This window comes from Micromonospora sp. NPDC005173, from assembly GCF_040608515.1.
In the GTDB taxonomy this organism is placed as follows: domain Bacteria; phylum Actinomycetota; class Actinomycetes; order Mycobacteriales; family Micromonosporaceae; genus Micromonospora.
This window is the reverse complement of the sequence record NZ_JBEXIK010000050.1, coordinates 15828-37671: the sequence shown is the minus strand read 5'-3', so window position 1 is coordinate 37671 and position 21844 is coordinate 15828. Positions and strand designations below refer to the sequence as shown.

The window sequence follows — 21844 nt, the reverse complement described above, 5'->3', positions numbered from 1 at the left end:
GACGGCCGGATTCGAACCAACGACCCCTTGACCCCCAGTAGTTGAAGGCCACCGCGGCGTACTCAAGCACGTTCTCCCAGGTCGCCAATCAGCATACCCGGCCGAGTAAAGGGGTCGGGCTGCCCGCTTACACACTCGACGCCGACTGGACCGCCCATTACTCCTGGTCCCGTTCACTAGCCGTCGTCACGACCCGGCGCCGCCGCGAGGAGCTCACCACGTCGGTGCATGGACATCATCGCCACCGTCGGGTCTGCAGGCCATTGGGGATCCTCACCTGCTGGCGTCACCGCCGGCCTTGCATAGGTCGGCGAGGAGTGCATCGAGCAAACGTTCCTCCATGACCGCTCGACCCGCCTTTCGCATCTCCTCCTGCAGTGGCGGATCCCAGGACGTTACGGCCGGCGCTCCGATCAGGTCGGGACCGGTGCCGGCTCCTGGCACGTAGTCGGCTGCCGTCATCCGCCACGGAACCGCATTGGGATACCGGTCGAGGGCCGCTGCCGTCAGGCGTACGCCGGTCCAATCGAAGTCGTTGCGCCAGCGGATCACTACGCCCGTCGCGGCGCGCAGCAGCGTGTGCACTGCGGCCGAGGGCACGCCTTCGGTGCAGACCAGCGCCGGCGCTCGCGGCCCCAGGGCGGTGGCCGCCGCGCGCAGTACAGCCGGGTTCTCGCAGACGAAGACCTCTGCACAGGCCAGGGCGAGGGGTGCCAGGCGGAGTTGGTGCAGGGTGACCCGCATCGGCACGCCGGAACCGGCGGCATCGGTCAACCACCGCCCGAGCAGGCCACCGGTGGCGGGCACATTGAGCACCAGCACCTGGCTGGCCAGGTCGTCGGGGACCAGGCCGACGGACTCCCACAGCGCCCTTTCCTGTTCGCCGCTGGCCGGCATGGGCGCCCGCTGCCAGGCTGCGACCGCGCGCAGAACCAGCCCTCGTAGCGCCCCGTCCGCGAGGGCCTTCGTGTCGTTGAGCACCCGGTCGGCGAAGACCGGCATCGGCTCGTCCGCGGCAGGCAAGGCGTCCAGCACGCGGACCACGTCCTCGAACGGCAGCCCGGCTCGGACGGCCCGGGTGAGGGTACCGTCCCGACGAAGTCCTTCGAGCCAGCCTGCGTACCAGTCGGTGCCGGCGTGCCGGCCTTCGTGGGCCACGGTGAGGATGGCGTCCCGCGCCAGCGCCTCGCGCTTCGCGTCCGCCGGCCGGTTCCGCAGCGGAGCCGCCGCGGCGAGCACCTCCGGCAGGCCGACTCCGTACACGCCGCGCAGATGCGCATCCACGTCCGACAGCCGTACGGTGAACCGGCCGGCGCCGGCGGAGCGGTGGGTGCCGGTCAGCCCGATGACCAGGAGCCGTTCGTCGTCCGTGGGCGCGCTCAGGGAGACGGCGGTGTCGAGCCGGCCGCCCGTGCGTTCCAGGCTGCGCCGGGCGACGGACAGCAGCCGCCGCCAACCGGGTGCGTCGGGAAGCTGCGCCCACCCGACCCGGCCGGGCGGGCGCTGCTGCTCACCGCCACTCATTCGTCGCCGAGGCCGAACTCGACGAGCGCGGTGTCACGGCCCGACGCCCGGCGGGTTTCCGGCGAGCCGAGCGCCCGCGTCAGCGTCCCGTCGAAGTCGGCCACGTTGACCGAGCCGTCCCAGACCAGCAGCACGGTGGACACGGCGTGTTCCAGGGTGGAGTGCGACAGGTCGTAGTGCGCCGCGCCGCTGACCGCCGGGTGGGTGGCCCAGAGGTCGTACCCGGTCATGAACAGGTCCAGGTCGAACTGTTTCGCCAGGGCCATCAGCTCGCCGCGGCCAGTGTCGTCCACCCCGGCGAATGCCTCGTCCAGGCCGAGCAGACGGGGCGCGTCCGGCCGCGCCGAGCCGAACAGGGCGTTGGCGGCGGCGAAGAGCGGCAGGTGCAGCGAGATCGACTGCTCGCCGCCGGAGAGCTGGCTGTGCCGCGCCCGGGTCAGGGCTTCCGCGCCGCCGCCGGGACGGTGCAGGGTGAAGGCGAAGGTCCGCCACTGCCGGTAGTCGAGCACCTCCCCCAACAGCTCCCGGTACGGCCGCTCAGGCGCCGTCGCCCGGGCCGCCTTGATCCGGGCGGCGAAGTGCCGGCGCATCGTGGTGAGCTGACCCGGCCCGAGCCGGGCCGGGTCGCGCTCCAGCAGCTTGCAGACCTCGCGCTGCTCGGCGTCGAGGTCGTCGGCCAGCCGCCAGCCGACACCGACGGTGAGCCCGGAGGACATCCGCCGCGCCCGCATCTGGCCGTCCATCGCCTCCACCAGATCGCGGGCCTCGATGGTGCGGTGGTGGATCTGCCGGGCCAGCTGGCCCAGCAGCGCGTCCTCCAGCACCCGCTGTTCGGCGTCGGTGAGCAGCTGCTCCTGATCGCGGCGCTCGCGCGCGATCCGGTCCGCGAAGTGGGCCACCGGGGTCAGCCCCTGCTCGTCGGCGACCCGGACCACGATGACACCGTCGTCGGTGTCCCACTCGGGCCGGTGATCGAGCCCGGCTGCGGGCAGCTGCGCCTGCAACTCGGTCAGGGCGGTGGTCAGCCGGGTCGCGCTCTGCTTGAGCGACGTCTCGGTCGGGCTCAGTTCCCGGGTGGCGGCCAGGATCGCCTCGTGCAGCGCGGCCACCTGCGGGTCCAGCTGCGAGCCCTCCTCACCGGCGGACTCGGTCCGGACCGGCCAGCGCAGCTCGGTCGGGCAGCGCAGCAGACCGAGCAGGTCCGGCTGAGCGTACGGGCGCAGCCGCAGCGCGTCGTGGTGCGCCTCGGCGACCGCGGCGGCGAGGGCCTGCTCGCCCAGCTCGACCCGGGTCGCCGCGGCGGCCCGCCGTTCCCGGGCGGCGCCGACGTCGCCCCGGGCACTCTCGACGGCCCGCTCGACGGCGATGACCTCGTCGGCGGTCCGGGCCACGTCGGCCAGCACCCGTTCCGCCTCGGCGCCGACGCTGGACCGCAGCGTCCCGTACGCCTCCGCCTTCTCTTCGTGCCGGGCGGTGGCGGCCCGCGCGGCGTCCTGCGCGACCGTGAGCCGGTCCACCGCCTCGTCGTGCCGCAGCTGGGCCTGGTCTTCCTGTTCGGCGGCGCGCGCCGCGGCCGGCCGGGCGCTCTCCAGCCGGACGCCCCGCTTCTCGAAGCGATCCACCGCGTCGGCGGTCTGGTCGAGCTGCTCCACCGGCAGGGACCGCTCCGCCGTGGCCCGGCGCAGCGCGGCGGCTGCGGCGGCCCGCTCGGCCAAGGCCTGGTCGAGGCGGGCAGAGGCGGCGTTGGCGGCCTCCTGGCGGGCGCGCAGCGTCGCGGCCGCCCGATCGAGTTCGCGCAGCGCCGTCTGGATCGGCGCGATCGGCGGGAGCTGCGCTCCGGCGGCGTCCACGGCGGCCAGCAGCTGCTCGTCGGCGGCGAGGTCGCGGTCCAGCGCGCCGAGATCGGCGTCGACGACCGCCAGGATCCGGTCGCACTCGGCGACCCGGGCGGCGCGGCGGGCCGCCCGGGCAGTCGCGCCGATGTACTCGCACTCCATCTTGGCGAACCGGCCGACGCCGACGCCCTGGGCGTACCGGCCGTCCACGCCCACCACGACCGGCGCGGTGGCCTCCGGCGTGACCGCGTCGGCCAACGCTACCGAGGCGAGCACGTCGGTGATCCGGGCGACGGGTACATCGTTCTGGTCCTCGGCGGTCAGCACGTCGGCGAGGGTGGGGCCGGTCGGGCGACGACCCGTTGGCAGTGGCAGCAGGTAGCCGTCCAGGTCGGCACCGGCCAGCCCGGCCGTCAGGTTGTCCGGCTCCGGGTGCAGCCAGGCGTCCAGCAGGCCGGCGGCGTGCAGGGCCGCCTCGATGGCTGCGGCGTCCGCTCCGGTGACCGCGTCGGTGAAGCGGACCAGTCGCCACAGCGGTGCCCCGGACCTGCCGGCGCGCGACGCCGGACGGGTCGCCGGGGTGGGTGGCGCGTCGTCGTGCTCGTCCGCGATCCGGTCACGTTCGGCGACGACCTCACCTCGCCGGTCATCCAGCGCCGTGCGGCGGGCTGCCAACACCGCGAGCCGATCCCGGCGCTGCGTCACGCCGGCGGCGGTGGCTGCGGCGTACACCTCCCGCAGCGTGTGCGTGCCGGGCTCACCGGCGGCATCGACGGCCTCGCCCAGCCGGGCCGCCAGGCCACGCCCAGCGGCGGTACCGTCGGGCGGCCCGAGGTCGGAGAGCAGCCGCGAGTTGTCGTCCGCCCACTTCCCGACCTGGGCGTGCACCTGCGCGCGGGCGTCGGTGACCGCAGCCTCTGCGCGCTCTTCGGCCTGCTCGGCGTCGACGACAGCCTCCGCCGAGCCCGCCGCGTCGGCCGCCGCCCGGTCGTGGTCCCGCTCGGCCTGGCCGTGCCGGGCCGACTGCTCTCGGACGGCGCGTACGTCGTCGCGGCGGGCACCGGTGCGGGCGGTGAGCCGGGCCGCCAGGTCACTGGCGTCGGTGTCGGCGGCACTCCAGGTGATCCCGGCGGTCTCGGCGTCCAGTATCAGGTCAGCGGCGAGCCGGTCGGCGGCGGCCCGCGCGTCGCGCGTCGCCACCGCGGCGCGCTCCCATTCGCCGCGCCGCCGCGACACCGCGTCCTGCTCGACGGTGACGGCCAGGCCGGCCCGGTCCGCGGCCTCGGCCAGGTCGTGCACGTGCCGTTCAAGGTCGGCGAGCTGCTCGTGGGACTGGTATGCCGCCGAACTCTTCAAGCTGTCCAGGTGGGCCCGGAGGCGACCCGGCTCGCCCTCGACCGCGCGCAGCCGCGCGGTGGCCGCCGACTCGGCCTCAACGGCTTCCCCCGCGACGCGGCGGGCGTCGACCAGCCCGGTCGAATGCGCGGCGGCCGCCTCACGGCGGGCCGTCAGGATGTCGGCCGCCGCGCGGGCGTGGGTGCGCAGGTAGGTCGAGTAGACCGTCAGGAAGGCCGCGGTGGCACCGTCGGCCGCCACCAACCCCTCCAGGGTACGGGCGACCGCCTCCATGTCGTCGAATGAGCGGGCCGCCTCCACGAGAAGGTGGTCCTCGACCGGACGCAGGCCGCGCTGCAGCGTGCGGGACAACTCGACCGGGTTGAGGTCCTTGGCCAGCTGTGGCTTACGGAGGGTGAGCACCAGGTCGAGCAACTGTTCGTAACGGGCCGGACCGAGTCCGAACAGCCGGGCGTCGACGAGGTGCCGGTAATCCTCCGCCGAGTCCCGTACCGCGTCGGCGCCCAAGTGGGTGATCAGGTCGCGGCGGTTCAGCGGCCGGTCGTCGGCATCCAGCAGGGAGAAGTCCACCCCGACCCGGCCGTCGACAACGAAGTGCCAGCGGGTCACCCGGTCGACGTGCCGGTGCGCCCGCAGGCCGATGCCGACCGTCACGTATGACTCGCCGTCGCAGAACTCCATCCACACGTACGCGTGGGTGACCTCCTGCCCCCGGTACAGCAGGTTCGACTTCATGGTCCGGTCCTCGCTGGCGAACGGGTTGAGCCGGCGCGGCTCGATCCGCCCATCGAGGACGAAGGGAAAGAGGACCTCCAAGGCCTTGGTCTTGCCGGAGCCGTTCGGCCCACGCAGCACCAACCACCCGTCGACGAAGAGGAACTCCTCGTCGCGGTAGTCCCACAGGTTGATGATCCCAGCCCGGGTGGGGGCGAACCGGCGGACGGTGCGCTGCTCGATCACGATCTACCTCCCGAGGTCAGAAGAGGGTTTCGGCGGAGGCGCGTTGCCTGACCGCGGCGACGGTGTGGCGGTACCGGCCCGCCAACGGCAGGACCAGCACCCCGCCCGGCACGGTGGTGGTCGCGCCGAAGCGCTCCAGCAGCGCCACCGCCTCGGTGCGCAGCCGTTCCGGGTCGGCGTGCCACTGCGCCCCGAACGCGGAACCGTACCGGCGCAGAATCTCACCGACCGCCTCGCGGAGAAAACTGTCGGTGATGAACGGCAGCCGGCCGCCGCCATCGGTCTCGTCCGGGTTGCCGCCGCCGTCCACCGGGTACGGATGGTCCGCGGCGGCGTCGTCCAGCACCACCAGGGTGGCGGTGGGCAGACCGGCGTCGACCCGGTCAACCATCGCCTGCCGCCGGCTCAGCGGGTCGGGCGGGGCGAGCCGCTTGACCCGGCGGCCGTCCGGGTCGGCGATCCGGTCGGCCATCTCCACCAACAGCAGCACCGCCGCCTGCGCCACCGAACCGGTGCCCGGGAACCGCTCCCCGGTGAACCCGGCGGTGTCCACCAACAGCACCCCCTCGGCGCGTCGCTCCACCCGAAGCCCGGTCAGCCGGGCCAGGTCGGTGGCGAGCGCCGCCCCGCGCAGGTGATTGGCGACCGTCGGCTCGACGTCGGCGTGATAGACCACCGGCGACTCCACCACCGCCCGCCGGGCGGCCTGCGCGGCGGCCCGGCGTTCGGCGTTGCCGCTGCTGGCCATCGTCCGGTCGAGCAGCGCCGCCACCGACTCGACGTGTTGCAGCACGCGGGTCGGCCGGAACAGCGCGAACACCACGTCCCGCGCGACGTCGTACAGTGCCTCGCCGGAGCCGGGGTCGCTGGCCCAGGCGACGCTGGAACCGTCGGCAAGCCGGATCACACCGCGCTCCTCCAGCCAGCCCACCGCGTCGACGAACGCCCGCCGGTCCGGCCCGTGGTCCGGGTCCAACCCCAGGCCGGTGATCCGGTTCGCGTCGCCGCCGACCGAGTCGGCCAGCTCACTGAGGGTGATCTGGATGCCGGCGCGGCCCAGCACGGCCAGGCACAACGACAGGTACGCGTAGCGCTGCCGGTCGAACGGACGCCCGGTCCGGGACATCGCCGGCTGGGTCGCGTCGAGCCCGTCGGACACCCGGACCAGCCGGGCCGTCGCGCCGTGCAGTTCCAGCCGATAGCCGAAGGCCTCGGCGAGATCCCGACGCAGGGCGGCGGCGAAGCGGCGTACCCGGGGCAGCGCCCGCTCGTCCGGCCAGGTCGCCGTGATCAACGGGTGGCGCAGGACCAGCCGGACGGCGCGCTGGTAGTCCGCCAATTCCAGCTCGGAGATGTCGCCGGCGAACCGGTGACCGATTGTCGACCGCGTCCGCTCGCTGGCCGCGCTCATGCCGGCACCAACTCGCGGCGGACGGCGGTGTGCTGCGCGGCGGTGACCCTCAGCTCGTACCCATCGAGGTGCAGCTGCCCGGCGGCGGTGGACACCGTGCTGAACCGTCCCGGCGTCGGGGTGAGGGTGAGCCGGACGCCGTGGGCGGCCGCGGCCAACGGCACCGCGGCGGCGCCACCAACCCGGGCGGCGAGCGCGATGTCGAGCAGCCGCAGCAGGACCTGCGCCTGCGGCTCGTCCAGCCGGTGTCCGGTCGTCACCCCGTCGGCGGCCAGCACGGCGGCGGCGTCGGTCAGCCGCCGCTCCCGGGCCAGTTGGTCGCCGCGCAGCCGGTGCCGGCGGTCGTCGCCACGGTCCAGGCGGGCCGGCCGACCCCTGCCCTGCCCCGGCGCACGGCCGGTCGCCACCAGCGTGCGGGACAGCTCGACCGCCGGCGCCTCCCACCACGACAGCCGGCTGGCGATCGCCTCCGGATCCGGATGTGCCACGCCGACGTGTCGGGGTGCGCCGAGCCCGAAGACCACATCGAAGAGCGCGTGCGCCGCCTCCTGCGTGGCAACCTGGGTGAACCACGCTGCCACGTGGCGCAGCTGCGACTCCCGGCTCACCCCGCCGCGGCGGGCCTCGGTCACCCGACGCAGCAGCGCCAGCACGTCGCCGATCGCCGCGATGGTGGCGTCGCCCAGCCGGTCGGCCTCGCTACTCTGCTCCGGCGAGGATGGTGCCAGCCACGATCGCAACCCACGCCACCGGCGCCGCCAGTCCTCCAGCCGCTCAACCGGGGTGTGGAACAGCCGCTCGTCTGCCTCGGCCGCCGCCTCGACCAGCCGCTCCAAGCCAGTCGCCTCCACCTCGTGCACCGCCTCGCGAAGCCGGGGGGTGTAGCGCTGCAGCTCGTCGTGGAAGTCGCGCAGGTGGGCCAGCAGAGCGTCCTTGTGGGCGAGAAACGCCTCCGGCCGTACGTCGTTGGTGCGGCCTAGGTCACCGAGCATGTGGTAGAAGCGGGCGGCCCGCTCGGCGATGTCGGCCAACGCCCGGTCGAGCCGGTTGAACTTGCGGTAGACCTCCTCGGCGTCGCCGGCGTCGTTGGCCACCGCGAGCGCCTTCAGGTCAGCCAACAGGTCGGCGAAGACCAACCGGGACAGCGTCGCGTCGTCCATGGTCGCCGAGAGCACGGCCTCCACCGCCCGGTGGGCCCGGTAGCCGGCCTCCGTAAACTGGTAGACCGAGTGCCGGTTGCGGTACTCGGCCAGCGTTGTCGCGCGCGTCCCATCCTGGCTGCGGTCGAGCACGCCCCATTCCACCAGGGCGTCGAGCAGCCGCGGCAGCTCCAGCTGTGCCGGGTCGGGGCAGTCGGGGTTCGACCGGTGGAGCGCGTCGAGCGCGGCGGCCACCTCGGCGGTGTGAAGAACGACCTGGTAGCTGGATCGCGCCGCGTCGAAGGCGCGCAGCAGCCACAGGTAGGCGAACCGATTATCGGCCGTGACGTAGCCGAACAGCCGCATCCGGTCGTCAAGACCAAACTCGTCCAGCCCGAACGTGGGCCCTGATGCTGCTGCAGCCATCCGTCCCCTTCCCGGTGCGTCGACCAGCAACCCTATCCATCGGTGGCGGGAGGCGTTCTCGCGACTCGACCGCTCGGCGGCCTGCCCAACTCGCACAGTGAACTCGTTGCCCGCTTCCATGGTCCGCGCACACCGGCGCGCCGCTGGCCAGCGGGGGGTCCTCGTGCATTCCTGCACGTTTGCGGTCCGTGACGCGTCATCCGAAGGCATCGTCGGCTGCAAAGCCGGAGGCTGCTGCAAGACGGACCTGAACCTCGGCGCCTCGGAGTACGGCATCCGGTCCCAGAACGTGCACGACCAGCAGTTGACCAGCGCAACGGCCGAGGGCCGAACGAAAGATGCCAGGCCGGCCGTCCGCAGTGCGGGCTTTAGGACCCGCAGGGTCGAGGGATCCGCCGAGTCAAGGGCTCCACGAGCACCCGGCACACAGACGCCTTGACCAACTCAATCATGAAAACGAGGGTTTCCACAGGCTCTGACCTGCGGAAACCCTCTCGCTGCCGGGACGGCCGGATTCGAACCGACGACCCCTTGACCCCCAGTAGTCCGGTGGTCCAGCGGCATGCTCACGCACGTTTGTCCAGGTCGCTTGAAGCATAGACCGGACGAGTAAAGGAGTCCGCACACCACTCCGCCGCCACCTCGACTCCGTTACTGCCGGCCGGCGTCGTCGGGGTTCCAGTCCGAGGGCGACGGCGACCCAGTATCCATGACTCGGGGCGATACCGGCCGACGGTTCTGCGATATACCGAAGTGGAGTGCAGGAAGCTGGCCTCAGCCCAGCGTGAATGCTGTCAGCGTCGCGCGCGACCCAGAGGCTCGGCTGCTCGCGGGATAGCACTTGGCAGCATCAGGCTGACGGCTGCCAGGCGCGGCCTTCAGCGCGGTGAGCATTGTCGTCTACCTCGCGACCCCGGTTGGGTTGCCATGATTTTGCGGTTACGGCTGTCGCTGCGGCGTATTGATAGGCCGCACCGCTCAGCCAGGCCACCGCGAGGGCGGTGGAGTCCTGCTGGTTCAAGCGGCCGAACGCGTCGCGGCTACGTCGGTGACCCGCGCGCCGTAGTTCGCGCAGCACGGACGCGGCTGTCGGCAGTTGGGCGTCCAGGAGCGCCCGCGCGTCCCGGTCGACGTCCGGCATCAGGGCAGCGCGGCCGGCGGCGACCACTCGTTGCAGGTGGTGGGTGAGGAGATGCAGCGGCGGTTGAGGTTGATCGTTGCCGGAGGGCTCCGTGGTTTCGGCGTCGGGTAGGTCGGCGCGCTGTAGCTGGTCGACGCCAAGGTCGACATGTCCGCCGAAGCGGTCCGGCAGCCAGGGCGCGGCAACGGCGAGACCGTGGACCTGGCGGGGTCCATGGAAGCGCCCGATCATCCGTACCGGCATGCCGGTGGCGTGGGCGGCGAGCAGGCGCAGGTTCGCGACGTACGGGAGCACCGGATCATCGTGTGGAGCGAGGACGATGACCGGCCCCGGCAGTTGCGCCGTCTGCAGGAGTAGACCTCGCTGGTCGGCGGCGAGGACGCCGTCGAGGAAGGCGAGGTCGTGACCGGCGGGCCGCTCGTGTTGGGCGACTTCGAAGGCGTTCAGCCAGCGGGCGGCCTGTTCGGGGATCGGTTGCCGCCAGAGGGCGTCGGCTGGTTCCTCGTGCCAGGTGCGGCCTGTGGTTCGTACGGCCTGCACTGTCCTGCCGTGGCTGAGGCGCCGGTCGACGGACGCATGGGCGTTGATGACGATGATCCCGGCGCGGTCCAACTCCCGGTGGCTGATCGTCACGTCGCCGAGGTTCACGCTTGCCTGAGCGGCGTTGCGGGCTGTGTCGCCATCGCCGGGGCGTGCCTGCGCCAGGCTCCAGATGGTCGAATCGCCATCGGTCAGGTAGCTGATCGCGCCGACGTGGCCGGTGGTGGTGCGCAGCGGCTCGGTGCACAGCCCGTACAGGTGCAGATCGCCGACTGGGCCATAGCCGCGCCGGCTCGTACCCCGGGCGGCTCGCTGGTCGCCGATGCCTTCGCTCAGGAGGTGAGAGACGATGAGTGCCTCGCGCAGATCTTCGGTGAGGTCGGCCAGCCGGAACCCGGGGGTGCTCCGGCGGGCTGCGCGCAGTTGTTCAACCACTCTGGTCGCGGCTGTCGCCAGCCGGGGCAGTCCGATGGCGCGTGCCTGGTGGATGGCGCGGAGCAGGTCCGCCTGGCTGACCGCGCCGGCGCCTGCCACCCCGTGTTCGAGGATCTGCGCAACGACGTCGCGCACCTGGGTGGCGGCGGCCTTCTCGTCGGCGGTGGCGGACGGGGCGGCGGGATCTGGCGGGTCGGCTTCGGTGGTCAGGACGGCCTCGGTGGTGGCCACGTCCGATCCGGCTGCGGCCGCGTGGTGTGGGTGCGTGGTCAGGACGGGTGCGGCGCTGAGCACCGCGGCTCGGTGCAGGCAGCGTGGTGCGAGCAGGCAGTTGCAGGCGGCTCCGTCCGCGGTTTCGACCGGGGTGGTGAGGGTGACGGTGACGTGGTCGTCGATGGTGATCGTCGCGCCAGAGTCGGACGTGGTGATGGTCCAGGTCGGCTGCTTCTCGATAGCCTGGTCGAGCTTGGACCGCAGCCGGGTGGGAAGGGCGGCGACGGCGTCGGCGACGACGTGTGGTGCGACGGCGGGCAGGCTCATCGGACCTGGTCTCCGATCCAGCGGGCCAGTTCGGTGGGGCTCAGCGCGGCGACGGGCATCCCGGCGGCCACGAGTTGCCCGGCGACGGCGGTGCTGTAGCGGGGTTGACCTCGGTCGTCGAGGCTGGCGCAGCCGAGCAGGGTCACCCCGTCGTCGGCGAGTGCCCGGACGGCGGCCAGTAGTCCGCCGATGGGATGTCCCTCTTCGAAGTCGCTGACGAGCACGACGAGGCTGCGGCTGGGGGTGGTGACGAGCTGCCGGGCGTAGCGCAGGGCGGCGGCGATGTGGGTGCCGCCGCCGACGCTGATCTCCAACAGCAGGCTGAGCGGGTCGGTGACCCGGTCGGTGAGGTCGACAACCTCGGTGGAGAAGGTGACGAAGTGGGTTCGTAGGGTCGTCACGCCGGCCAGGACGGACGCGGTCAGCGCCGCCCAGATCGTGGACGGTTCCATCGACCCGGATACGTCGACGAGGAGGATGACCTGCCAGTCGACGCTGCGTCGACCACGGCTGCGGAAGACGAACCGTTCGGGGCGGATCTTCGCTGCGCCGTGGGAGTCGAGGTGCGCGGTGTGCAGGTTGGCGTGCACGGTGGCGCCGAGGTCGAGGCGCCCGGTGGGTCGGCGGGTACGTCGTGGTGTGGCGAGCCCGGTCAGTGCCGGTCGGATCTGTCGGGCCAACTGCGCGGTCAGCTCGGTGACGAGCCTGGCGACGAGTGGGCGCAGTCGGTTGAGCCGCGCCTCGGGAAGCCCGCCGGCCAGCGCCAGGACGGTGTGCAGCAGTTCGACCGAGGGTCGGACGTCCTCGGGTGCGATGGTGAGCAGGGCGTCGGCACGTCCGCGTTCGGCGGCGCGGGCGAGCACCTCGTCGCGTACTGCCGCGCCGAACAGCGCTTCGAGGTCGTCGGCCCACTCCCGCACCTGTGGGTATGCGGGTTGTCGCCCACCGCCAGGTCCGGCGGCGGTGTGGGAGCCTTCTCCCCTGCCGCTGCCGTACAGCTCGTCGAGTGCCGTGGCGAGTCGGCGGGCGTGCGGTGGCAGGTCGTCGGGGCGGCGGCCGAGCAGCAGTCGCCAGCGCTGCGCGGCGGGCAGCGTGTGCGGTCGGTCAGCCGGACGAGGTTCTGCCGGGGGCGGTGGTGGAGCCGACTTCTCGGCGGTGTGGTCGTCTCTGCCCGTCGGCAGTCCGAGGGTGGTCAGGGCCTGCCGTCCCGACTGGTCGACGGCGAGCCAGTCGGCGAGCACGCCCGGTGCGACGCTCACCGTCGCGTCGACGTCACCGATGCGTTGACGGACGGTGTCCAGAACACGGTCGCGGTCGGCGGGGCTCAACGCGTCGAAGCCGCCGCGCAGCGCTGGCAGCCGGCGGATGAAGTGGTCGTCGTCCCAGCCGTCGATGGTCTTCAGCAGCGGGTTCAGTGTGTCCCCACCGGCTTCGAGCAAGGCGCCGGCGAGGCTGAGCGCTCCGCGGAGTCGGTCGGTGCATTCTGCGGCCGGCATCTCGGTCCAGGACGCCAGGACCACGCCGAACGCGTGGGGGGCGGCGATGCCGAGCAGCACCAGGACGGCGTGGGCCGATCCTCGCATCAGCGGTGATCCGTCGCGGGCGAGGCGGCTGACGGCGTGGCTGAGGCGCAGCAGGTGGCCGCTGTCGTCGGCGTGCCGGACAAGGTCGAGCAGCGCGCGGGCGTCCCCGGGGTCGGTGGATCCGGCGAGCCCGTCAATGGCGCGGACTGCCGCGGCGTGCAGGTGTGTCAGGTGCTCGTCGAGGCCGGCTGGTGCTGACGGGGTGGCGGGGATGTGCCCCCGGTGCAGCCGCTGGAGCAGTTGGCTGGCGGTGGCGAGGTCGGCGAGGGTGGCGGTGCCGGTCACGGCGGTGTGCAGGTCGGCGAGGCGGACGTCGACGGCGTCGGGTAGGCCGCAGGCGGCGGCGCGGGCGAGCCCGGCGACAGCTTGTGCTGCGGTGGGGCCGCCGTCGGTCACCTCTCGGCGGCGCCGGGTGTTCAGCATGCCGGCGGCGGCTTGGGCGAGGGTGACACCGTGTGGGCTGGCGGCGGCGAGCCCGGCGTCGGTACCGGGCTGCCAGTGCAGCCGCCAGCGGCTGGTGAGGGTTTCGGCCGTGGTGGTCTCTGCGGGCTCGGCGTAGGGCACCTGGCAGGCGAGCAGCCGCTGCAGGGTGGCCTCTCGTCGCCGGTCGAGTGGGGTACGCAGTGGATCAAGCCGAACGGTGCGGGGCGGGTCACCGGGGCCAGGCAGGCGCAGTTCCTGTAGCAGAGTCGTGGTCGCGGGAGTCAACCCGCAGACGGGTGTGTCCGGGCAGGGGTGACCGCGGCGCTGTCCGATCAGGGTGTGCTGCATCGCGGCGGCGACCGCTCGGCCCCTGCCGGCCGGTTCGCCCTGGGCGAGGACGGTCTGCAGCGCTTCGACGAGTTCACCGCGTCCGGCGGCGGGCAGGTTCCGCAGTCGGGCCAGATCGTGGGCGAGCCGGGTGATCTCGGCGGCCTCCGCCGGGCCCGTGGGGTGTCCCTGGTCCCGCAGGTGCCGGGTGATCTCGACGGCGAAACCGCGCAGGTGAGCGGCCAGCGCGCTGGGATCGGCGTGAGCATCGTGGACAGCCTGCTGCCAGCGAGGGTCGCGGATCCCGGCGGGATAGCCGGATCGTGCGTCGAGCAGGTCGAACGAGTACGGCACCAGGGAGATGACCGGGGTACGTCGTGGCGCCTCGGCATCGGGTGTCGGTGGTGTGGTGGGTGCTGGGTGTCCGGGTGTGGTCAGGGCGGGGGCGTGGAAGGCACCGACGACGACGGCGAGCCGGCCGGACGTCTCCGCGATCTGCTGCCGCATCCACGCCTCGCGCCGCTGATCGAGGGCGCCGATGCCGTCGGCGGCATCGTTGCGGAGCGCCCAGCCGACTGCCAGCGCCGACCGGCGTACCGCCTCGGGCGGCGAGCCGGGGGCCGCCGCCTCGACCCAGCGGTCCCACAGGTCATCTCCGGTCCGACCGGTCAGGGTGGCTCCCACGCTGTCGGCGTACCCGCTCACCCGCGGTCCGACGGCCGCCGGGCGTTCCTGCCACGCCGGGTCGCTCAGGGGAAGATCGCAGCAGTGGGCCGGCACGCCTCGCCGTTGCGCCCACCGCAGCGCGGCGAGCTCCGGGGAGAAGTCGGCGAACGGGTAGAAGGCGAGCGGTCCGCCCTCGTCACCGCTGGCGGCGGCCAGGGCGACCGGCGCCTGGGTGTCGGGGTGCGCCAACCAGGTCAGCCACGGCTGCATGTCGGCGGGCAACTCGACCAGCACCGCGTCCGGGGCGGCCGCGTCCAGCAGGGCGGGGATCGCCGCGGCGAGCACCGGTGAGTGATGCCGCACTCCGATCAGGGTGACGCGGCCGGTGTCGCTGAGACGTGCGACGGCGGCGCGCGGGTCGTCGGCTGTGCTGTCGTCAGTCACGCAGGACATCGCGCTGTTCCCACAGCTGCCGCCACATCCGGCCGCCGGCCTCGGCGCGGCGGCGCAGGGCACCGTCCCAGTACGCCAACAGCCGCGCATGGTCGGCCGGGTCGTCCTTGCGTACGACACCCACCAGGTGCCCGGGCAGCAGCGACAACGGGTCCGGGCCGGGCAGGTACGCGGTGGACAGGCCGATCGACGCGGCGACAGCGACCGCCTCGGCGGTGCTCGTGACCGAGGACGGACGTTCCACCTCCCAGCCCTCGACCGTGCTGCCGGTGCGCAGGTCGCGGAAGGCGGTCACCAGGGTCTCCAGCACCGCCTCGTCCACCGTGTACGCGGCGCCGACCCGTTCCACGGCGGCGCGGGCCTGCCGGGTGACGAGGGCGACCTCGGCGTCGAAGTCGGCGATCGGAGGCACCACCTCGAAGTTGAACCGCCGTTTCAACGCCGCGGACATCTCGGACACGCCCCGGTCCCGCAGGTTGGCCGTGGCGATGACGCAGAAGCCAGAAGCCGCGTAGGCGACGGAGTCGTCGGGGAGTTCGGGCAGGACCAACCGACGGTCGGACAGGATCGACACCAGCGCGTCCTGTACCTCGGGCAGGCAGCGGGTGATTTCCTCGACCCGGGCGACGGCACCGGTGGTCATCGCGGTGAGCACCGGCGAGGGCACCAGTGCCTCCCGGGACGGCCCCTTGGCCAGCAGGAGCGCGTAGTTCCAGCCGTAGCGCAGTTGGTCCTCGGTCGTGCCGGCCGTACCCTGCACGGCCAGGGCACTTGTGCCGCACACAGCGGCGGCGAGCAGCTCGGACAGCATCGACTTGGCGGTGCCCGGTTCGCCGACGAGCAGCAGGCCCCGTTCACCGGCCAGGGTCACGACACACCGCTCGACCAGGGCCCGCTCCCCCACGAACTTCGCCGCGATGGTGACCTGACGGCCGTCGGGGCCCTGCACGGGGCGGCCGGCGGAGCCGGCGATGAACGTGACCACCGCCTGGGGGGTCAGCTTCCAACCGGGCGGGCGGGGACCACGGTCGGCGGCAGCCAGGAACGTCAGCTCGTCGGCGTACAGGTGCTCCGGCGGGTCGATCTGTCGGGCGTTCACGCCTTCTCCTGCAGGTCGAGGTAGCGAGGTTTGTCACCGGCGGTCACGCGGTCCCACGCCGCGCCGAACAGCTCCGGCGTCGCGCGGGTGACCAGAGTCAACCCGTTGAGGAACAGGTACAGCGGCTGCTTCCAGCTCTCGATGGGTGCGGTGGGGTTCTTCGCCGCAAGCCAGCCGCCGGGCAGGAAGACGCCGCGGCCGGCCCGTTCCCGCTTGCCTGCCACCACCAGTCCGGAGTCGAGCAGAGCCGCCTGGGCGTGCTTGAGGGTCGCCGGCTTCCACGCGTTCCAGGTCCGCACGTTGACATCGGTGGGGTTCGGCAGGGCGAGCAGCTGCAGGTAGTAGCCGGCCGAATCCCGGTCGAGGCCAGTGTGAGCTGCGACGGTGTCGACCAGATCGGGTGCGCCGACTCGGGGGTCGCGGTGTTCGCCGGTGGCACCGTCCGGGGTGGACAGTGCGGCGGCGATGTCCGGTGAGAGCACCAGCCGCAGCGTGTCCGCGACCGGGCCGGGAATGAAGCTGATCGCCGGGTCCTGCGGTCCGCTGAGGCGGGCCGGGGCGAGGTGGTGCGCGACGATGTCCCTGAAGACGTGCCCGGCCACCAGCGCCGGTCCCACCTGGGGTGGCTCGTCCACCTCGTGTCGTCCCGCGCCGATCAGCAGCCGCGGGTTGCGCAACCGCTGCCGCAACAGCTCCAACGCCCGAGGCAGAGCGTCGCGCATCGGTTCGCCCCACGGCAGCTGGTAGGCCAGCCATAGCAGCGCCACCGTGCACCCGTACAGGTGATTGCCCTCGAACGGGGTTCCGCCAGTGGCGGTGGTCTCCAGTCGGCCCCAGTCACCGGGCTGACTTTCCCCGTCGGTGGTCAACCAGCTTCCGGGTGCCGGGTTGGCGATCGTCTGCAGAATGTCGGCCGCCTGGGTCGAGGGCAGAACGCGGGTGGCGTCGGCGAGCAGTTGCTCGCCGATGACGACGCGGGCGCCACGCAGTGCCAGCCAGCCCGTTGCGAGACGGTCCACGTCCGGGCCGTTACGCCACAGATCGGCCGGGTCCTGCGGCATCGCCGCGTCCACCAGCGCGATCCGGTGCCCGTACGACAGGGACTTCAACGCGTCGCGGGCGGTGCGCGCCTGGGTGCTGTTCACCCCGAGGATGCGCCGCTGGTCGGCGGTGAGGAAGTTCGCCTGCCAGTCGTCGATGCCGGGAAGACCAGCCAGCAGCAGGGCGGCCTCGGCTCGCGTCATGCCGGTGCGCTGCACCAGGTCGTCGACGCATTCCGCGCGCCATGGGGCCGGGCCCTGCTCGGTGAGCAGCCGGCAGAACGCGCTGATGCGATCAGCGCCCCGCCAGCCGGCCGCGACGGTCTCCGCCTCGACGGTGGCACCGGGCGGCGGGGTGAACCGCCCGTTCGGGGACCACTGCACGGCCGTGCGCCGCCACTGCTTGCCTCGCCCGGCGTACCAGGTGGGGCCACGTTCTGGCAGCAGCACCGTGACCTGGGCCCCGTCGCGCTGAATGACCCGGTGGCTTTCCGGGGGCGCCTCGTCCCACGTCGCGGTGAGCACCCGCACCGCCTGTGCCGGGTCGACCAGGACGGTACCAGCCAGGGTGGACAGCAACTGGGCCAGCGCTGGGCGCTCCTGCTCATTGGTGACCGGCGCGGCGGCGCGGACGGCCAGGGCGCCGAGTCCGCCGAGCGCGTCCACCCACGTCGGGCTGACCTGCGGTACGTCCTCGACCGTCCCGGCCGCGAGGAGGTCGGCGACCGCGGTGACCTGCCGAAGGATCTCCCGCCGCGTCTGGGCGCTGCCGCTGTAGTAGGTGAACCGTTCCGCCGGCAACAGCCCGGACCAGGCGGTGCGTAGCAGATCGTCGGCGACGGCGTCGACAGTGGTCTCGTCGACCGGTTCGGTCGCCAACAGCTGCGGCACCCCTTCCAGCCGCCGGCGCAGCCGTACCGCGCGCACCACCTCTTCCGCCACGACGGTACGGAGCACCGGGTCGGTCACCTCCGTCAGCACCTCGGTGACGATGGCCAGCGCCACCCCGTTGATCTCGGTGGACTTCGTGACGGCGTCGTCGATTGCCATCAGCCGGGCCGCGTCGGCGGCGTCGAGCCGCCGCAGCCGGGCCGAGCCCGGCACATCGCGCGGGGCCAGTGCGTGCCACCAGGCCAGCGGCGGAAGGTGCCGGGATGGTCGGCACCGGTCCACCGGTTCTCGGCCATCGGCGCTCCAGACGGTCAGCTCCAACTCGGCCCGGTGATGGGGCCGCCCGGTCACCGGTAGCACGACGTCGCTGCCCGGTAGCCGGAGGCCAGCAACCAGCGCGTCGCTGTGGAACGGGTTGTGGCTGGTCCGGACCGCGCTCGAATGCCAGGACACCCGCCGTCCGTCAACCCCCTCACCCACCTGCGTGCCGTCCGGCAGGCGGATCACCCGCCACCCGACCAGCCCGTCGCGCCAGCCCAGCGGCGACGAGGCGAACTGTGCCGGCGCCGGCCGCAACTCGCACAGGTCAGCGAGGAGGGTCGCGCCGGGGGGCAGGTCGGCGGCGAAGAACTCGGGCAGGCTGTATCGGCCGCCCTCGCCCGTCGCCGGGTCGTACTCTCGCCAGCGCCGCTCACCGGCCGTCGGGTCGGTGGGCCGTTCGCACCGCCAGAACGAGACGCCGTCACAAGCGACCGGATACGTCGCGGCCGGACTGCGGGTGTCCCCGGCGTGCCAGGGTCGACTGCCCGTGGTCATCGCGCCATCGGGCAACGGCATCGGCAGCGACCGGCGGCCCCACAGGGCGTGGTCCGTCGGTTGGCCGGGCTCGATCAGCTCGTCCGGGTCGGCGGACCAGTAGCCGACGAGCCGGCCGCCAGTGCTGTACCAGGTGACCAGGAGTTGCCCGTTGACCAGCCGGCAGGTGGTGTCAGCGTAGGAGTTGCGCGCGTGCGGGCTGTCCGAGGGCGGATACCGGAAGATGTGTTCACTGGTCGGAACGTCGACGACGACGACGTGTGCCGTCCGGTTGTCGTGCACCACCAGTTGGGGCCAACCGTCGCCGAAGCGTCGGCCGAGCTTGTCCTCGGCCACCTGCTCGTACGCCGGCCAGGACAGCTCCGCGACCAAGCCGGCCCGCAATGACCGGGCGAGTACCGCAGGCACGTCGACCCTCGCCAATGCGCTGAACGCGTCCGGTGCCAACGCCACACCGGCGGGCGACCACACGGCCGCGAGCTGGGACAGCGCCTCGTCCAAGCCGATCAGGGTGCCCTCCGGCACGCGGGCAGCCCGTTCGACGAGTAGCTCGGACAGCACCTCCCGCAGACCGGCCGTTCCCAGCGTCTCAGTGACCAACCGCGCCGGCAGTGGCCCCGACCCCTGCCTGTTGTGCAGCTCCGACAAGGCGTCGGCGGCCCCCCGCGCCAGCAGGACCCGACATCTGGGGTCGGCGGCCACGGCACGCAGGTCCCGCCGGCCGGAACCGACGTCGTGCACCCAGGCAGACACGTTGAACGCACCGCTGTCGGTGTCGATCACCACCGGCACCCCACCAGCCAGGCACACGTCGAGAACGTCCAGGTCGGCCCGGTGAGCGAAGTCGCTCCACAACGTCACCGGCCGGCCCTCCGCCCGCAGCCGCGGCGCCAGGTCCGCCACGACGCGGATGAGCCGCTCACAACGACGCCGGCTGCGCCGTTCCCGCAGCGCCATCAGCCGCTCCAGCCACCGCGCCGCGGACACCGTCGCCGCCTCGTCACGCAGCAGATCGAGCGTGCCCGCTGCGTCCAGCAGCTCCAGCCAGAAGTCGGTGACGTCCGTGGACCAGCCGGGCGGCTCGGGGAAAATCTCCACCAACCGCATGCGCACCGCCGGGTCATGCTCGGCCAGCCGCATCAGGGGTTTGCGGTACGCCTTCCACACCGCCTCGCTCGAGCGGGTCATCGCGGGGAACGCCAGCAACTGCCGGATCACCGCCTCGGCCTGCTCCTCGACATCCACGCCGGCCGCCTTCGCCAGCCGTCGGAGATCCTCGGCCATCCCGGCGTACGGCGGCAGCCCCCCAGCGACGCGACGAATGGCCAGGGTCCGCACCAGGTCGTACGCCTCAGGCGCCGGCCGCCGCGTCGCCACCGCGCGGGAGTACTCGGTCAGCATTTTCGCCGTCAGCGCACCCGCGAAGGCGAACTCCAGATGCACCTCCCGCAACCGCTCCTCGTCCACTGGCAGCCCATGCACCTGCTCGGCGCGCCGGGCCTCGGCGAAGCAGCCGCCCGCCATCCGGGAATTGTCGGCGGCGCGGAACGCCCGCCCGGCTTCCTCCCAGAACGTCGGCAGGAAATGCGGCGCCGCCGCACCCAGCCGAGCAGCAAGCTGCTGATAACCCTCGCGGGCGTTACCCGGTTTGGAAGCGGCGCTTCGCGCAAGCCGGGCCATGTCCTTGACCATTGCCAGCGCGTGCCGACCATTCGCCGGATCATTGATCAACGCCCAGGCCGGAAACCCGAGCGACTGCCGCCGGGCCGTGCCCACCGGCGTCGGTTCCGCGGTACGGCTGAAGCCGAGGAACTCCATCGACAGGTCCTCAGCCTCGCCCAGGGTCGCCCCGGCCAGACGGACGACGGTCCGACCGGTGAGCGCCGGATGGGTGTAGCGACGCGCGGTCACCACATCACGTCCGGTCTGCGCCTCACCGCCAGGCAGGATCGCCCCCGCCTCCAACAGCGCCTCACTCACGCCCGCTCACCGTCCTCGTCGACAACCCGTCCGGCGTGAAGATTCGCCGCCATCCGCATTCCTTCCGACCACGCCACCGGCCCCACCGCCGCCAACGCCACCGCCTCGCCCTCCGGATCGGTGAAATAGAGCGGGCCGGTCTCGGTTTCGTACAGCGGATCGCCCTCGCCGATCCACACCGACGCGACCATAGGGACGCCGTCCTCCCACACCCGCACCGACGCGGCGCCACCCTGCACCCGGTAGCCTGCCGACGTCGTCCGCGCCTGCACATGGCGCAACTCCTTGTAGCGGGCCCCGGCATAACGAGACAGTTCGCGCCGTCGTTCGTCGTGTGACTCCGGCAGCGCCCACACCTCCCGGAACAGCTGCAGCGTCTCCTGCCGCACCCCAAGGTCCGCAGCGAACTCCCGCAGATCTGCCAGATCAGGCAGGCGAACCGGGTGCGGCAGGACGACCTGCACGGCGGTGAGCCGGCCGCTCTCGCCGTCCAGGTCCACCACACCGAGCCCCTTCTCGGGGTCCGCGTCACGCAGCAGCCCCGCGCGGTCGGTATCCCATCGCCCCGCGCCGTCGATCGGCACCACGACCAGATCACGCAGCGACGTCCGCCACGCCTCGTCCGCCCACACCTCACAGATCACAGTGGTCGGCACGGGCAGCGACCGCACCATCCACTGCTCGACCTCCCGCCGGCACGAGACCTCGTGCCGCTTCAACCACTCCGAGAGCTGCCGCAAGCCGACGACCATGTCGGTGTCACGCAACGCCTTCGGTAGGCCTTTGAGCAGCCTGCCCTGGCGGTTACGCGCGATCACCTTCCCGCGTTCCAGGCTCACCTCATAGTCGGCATCGGCCGCCAGCCAGCCCATGTTGATCTCCTCCCGCCGAGCAGTGAGCGGGATTCTGCCATCCGCGACCGACACTCGAGATCACCGTCCGCCGGGGGTGCAGCAGGAGTTCGCGTGCGCAGGCCATCGTCTCGGATGGCGGTGACGCCACCTTGCACGGATACATGCCGGCAGAGCATCTCCACAGTCTGATGGCCAACTGCTTCTCCCTGGACGGATGCTTGACTGGATGCTCGAATACGCCGGACGCACCGACGCGGTCGCGATCTATCGGACTGCCCCAACATGATGACCAACCAGAACAATGCAGGGCAGGGCGACGGGTCACGGAACAGGCGGGCGGAGCCCGGAAAGCTATTGAAGCTCGACGAGCTGCGGCGGGACCTCGCAACCGAGTTCATCCGGTCA

At 72.5% G+C, this 21844-nt stretch carries 9 protein-coding genes; all 9 read right to left on the bottom strand.

All coding sequences use genetic code 11. From position 1 onward, the window contains the following. Nucleotides 1-273 precede the first annotated feature (273 nt). The 9 genes from ABZV00_RS32265 to ABZV00_RS32225 all read right to left on the bottom strand — a co-directional run bounded on the left by ABZV00_RS32265 (nt 274) and on the right by ABZV00_RS32225 (nt 21457). A complete protein-coding gene (locus ABZV00_RS32265; RefSeq protein WP_355613237.1) occupies nt 274-1524 on the bottom strand; it encodes a TIGR02679 family protein in 1251 nt (416 codons plus the stop codon). Then, on the bottom strand, nt 1521-5675 hold the full coding sequence (locus ABZV00_RS32260; RefSeq protein ID WP_355613235.1) for a TIGR02680 family protein: 4155 nt from the start codon (nt 5673-5675) through the stop codon (nt 1521-1523). The genes ABZV00_RS32265 and ABZV00_RS32260 overlap by 4 nt, the downstream gene beginning before the upstream one ends. Before the next feature lie 16 nt (nt 5676-5691). Then, on the bottom strand, nt 5692-7086 hold the full coding sequence (locus ABZV00_RS32255; RefSeq protein ID WP_355613233.1) for a TIGR02678 family protein: 1395 nt from the start codon (nt 7084-7086) through the stop codon (nt 5692-5694). Then, nucleotides 7083-8651 carry a TIGR02677 family protein gene (locus ABZV00_RS32250; protein ID WP_354967741.1) on the bottom strand — a complete coding sequence of 523 codons (1569 nt, stop codon included), beginning with the start codon at nt 8649-8651 and terminating at the stop codon, nt 7083-7085. Before ABZV00_RS32250 ends, ABZV00_RS32255 begins: the two co-directional genes overlap by 4 nt. Before the next feature lie 850 nt (nt 8652-9501). Then, a complete protein-coding gene (locus ABZV00_RS32245) occupies nt 9502-11307 on the bottom strand; it encodes a hypothetical protein (protein WP_355613231.1) in 1806 nt (601 codons plus the stop codon). Next, nucleotides 11304-14750 (bottom strand): DUF5682 family protein, encoded by a 3447-nt coding sequence (locus ABZV00_RS32240; RefSeq protein ID WP_355613229.1) that lies wholly within the window; start codon nt 14748-14750, stop codon nt 11304-11306. The genes ABZV00_RS32245 and ABZV00_RS32240 overlap by 4 nt, the downstream gene beginning before the upstream one ends. Continuing rightward, nucleotides 14743-15858, bottom strand: a complete 1116-nt coding sequence (locus ABZV00_RS32235) for an AAA family ATPase (protein ID WP_355613227.1) — start codon at nt 15856-15858, stop codon at nt 14743-14745. The genes ABZV00_RS32240 and ABZV00_RS32235 overlap by 8 nt, the downstream gene beginning before the upstream one ends. Next, nucleotides 15855-20585 carry a hypothetical protein gene (locus ABZV00_RS32230; RefSeq protein WP_355613225.1) on the bottom strand — a complete coding sequence of 1577 codons (4731 nt, stop codon included), beginning with the start codon at nt 20583-20585 and terminating at the stop codon, nt 15855-15857. Before ABZV00_RS32230 ends, ABZV00_RS32235 begins: the two co-directional genes overlap by 4 nt. Then, entirely contained in the window at nt 20582-21457 is an 876-nt protein-coding gene (locus tag ABZV00_RS32225) for a DUF4132 domain-containing protein (RefSeq protein ID WP_355613223.1), read from the bottom strand. Before ABZV00_RS32225 ends, ABZV00_RS32230 begins: the two co-directional genes overlap by 4 nt. Nucleotides 21458-21844 lie beyond the last annotated feature (387 nt).

Bases quoted from the DNA above. Each gene is read 5' to 3' on its own strand.
- ABZV00_RS32250 (WP_354967741.1), bottom strand. From the start codon at position 8,651: ATGGCTGCAGCAGCATCAGGGCCCACGTTCGGGCTGGACGAGTTTGGT.
- ABZV00_RS32225 (WP_355613223.1), bottom strand. From the start codon at position 21,457: ATGGGCTGGCTGGCGGCCGATGCCGACTATGAGGTGAGCCTGGAACGC.
- ABZV00_RS32265 (WP_355613237.1), bottom strand. From the start codon at position 1,524: ATGAGTGGCGGTGAGCAGCAGCGCCCGCCCGGCCGGGTCGGGTGGGCG.
- ABZV00_RS32255 (WP_355613233.1), bottom strand. From the start codon at position 7,086: ATGAGCGCGGCCAGCGAGCGGACGCGGTCGACAATCGGTCACCGGTTC.
- ABZV00_RS32245 (WP_355613231.1), bottom strand. From the start codon at position 11,307: ATGAGCCTGCCCGCCGTCGCACCACACGTCGTCGCCGACGCCGTCGCC.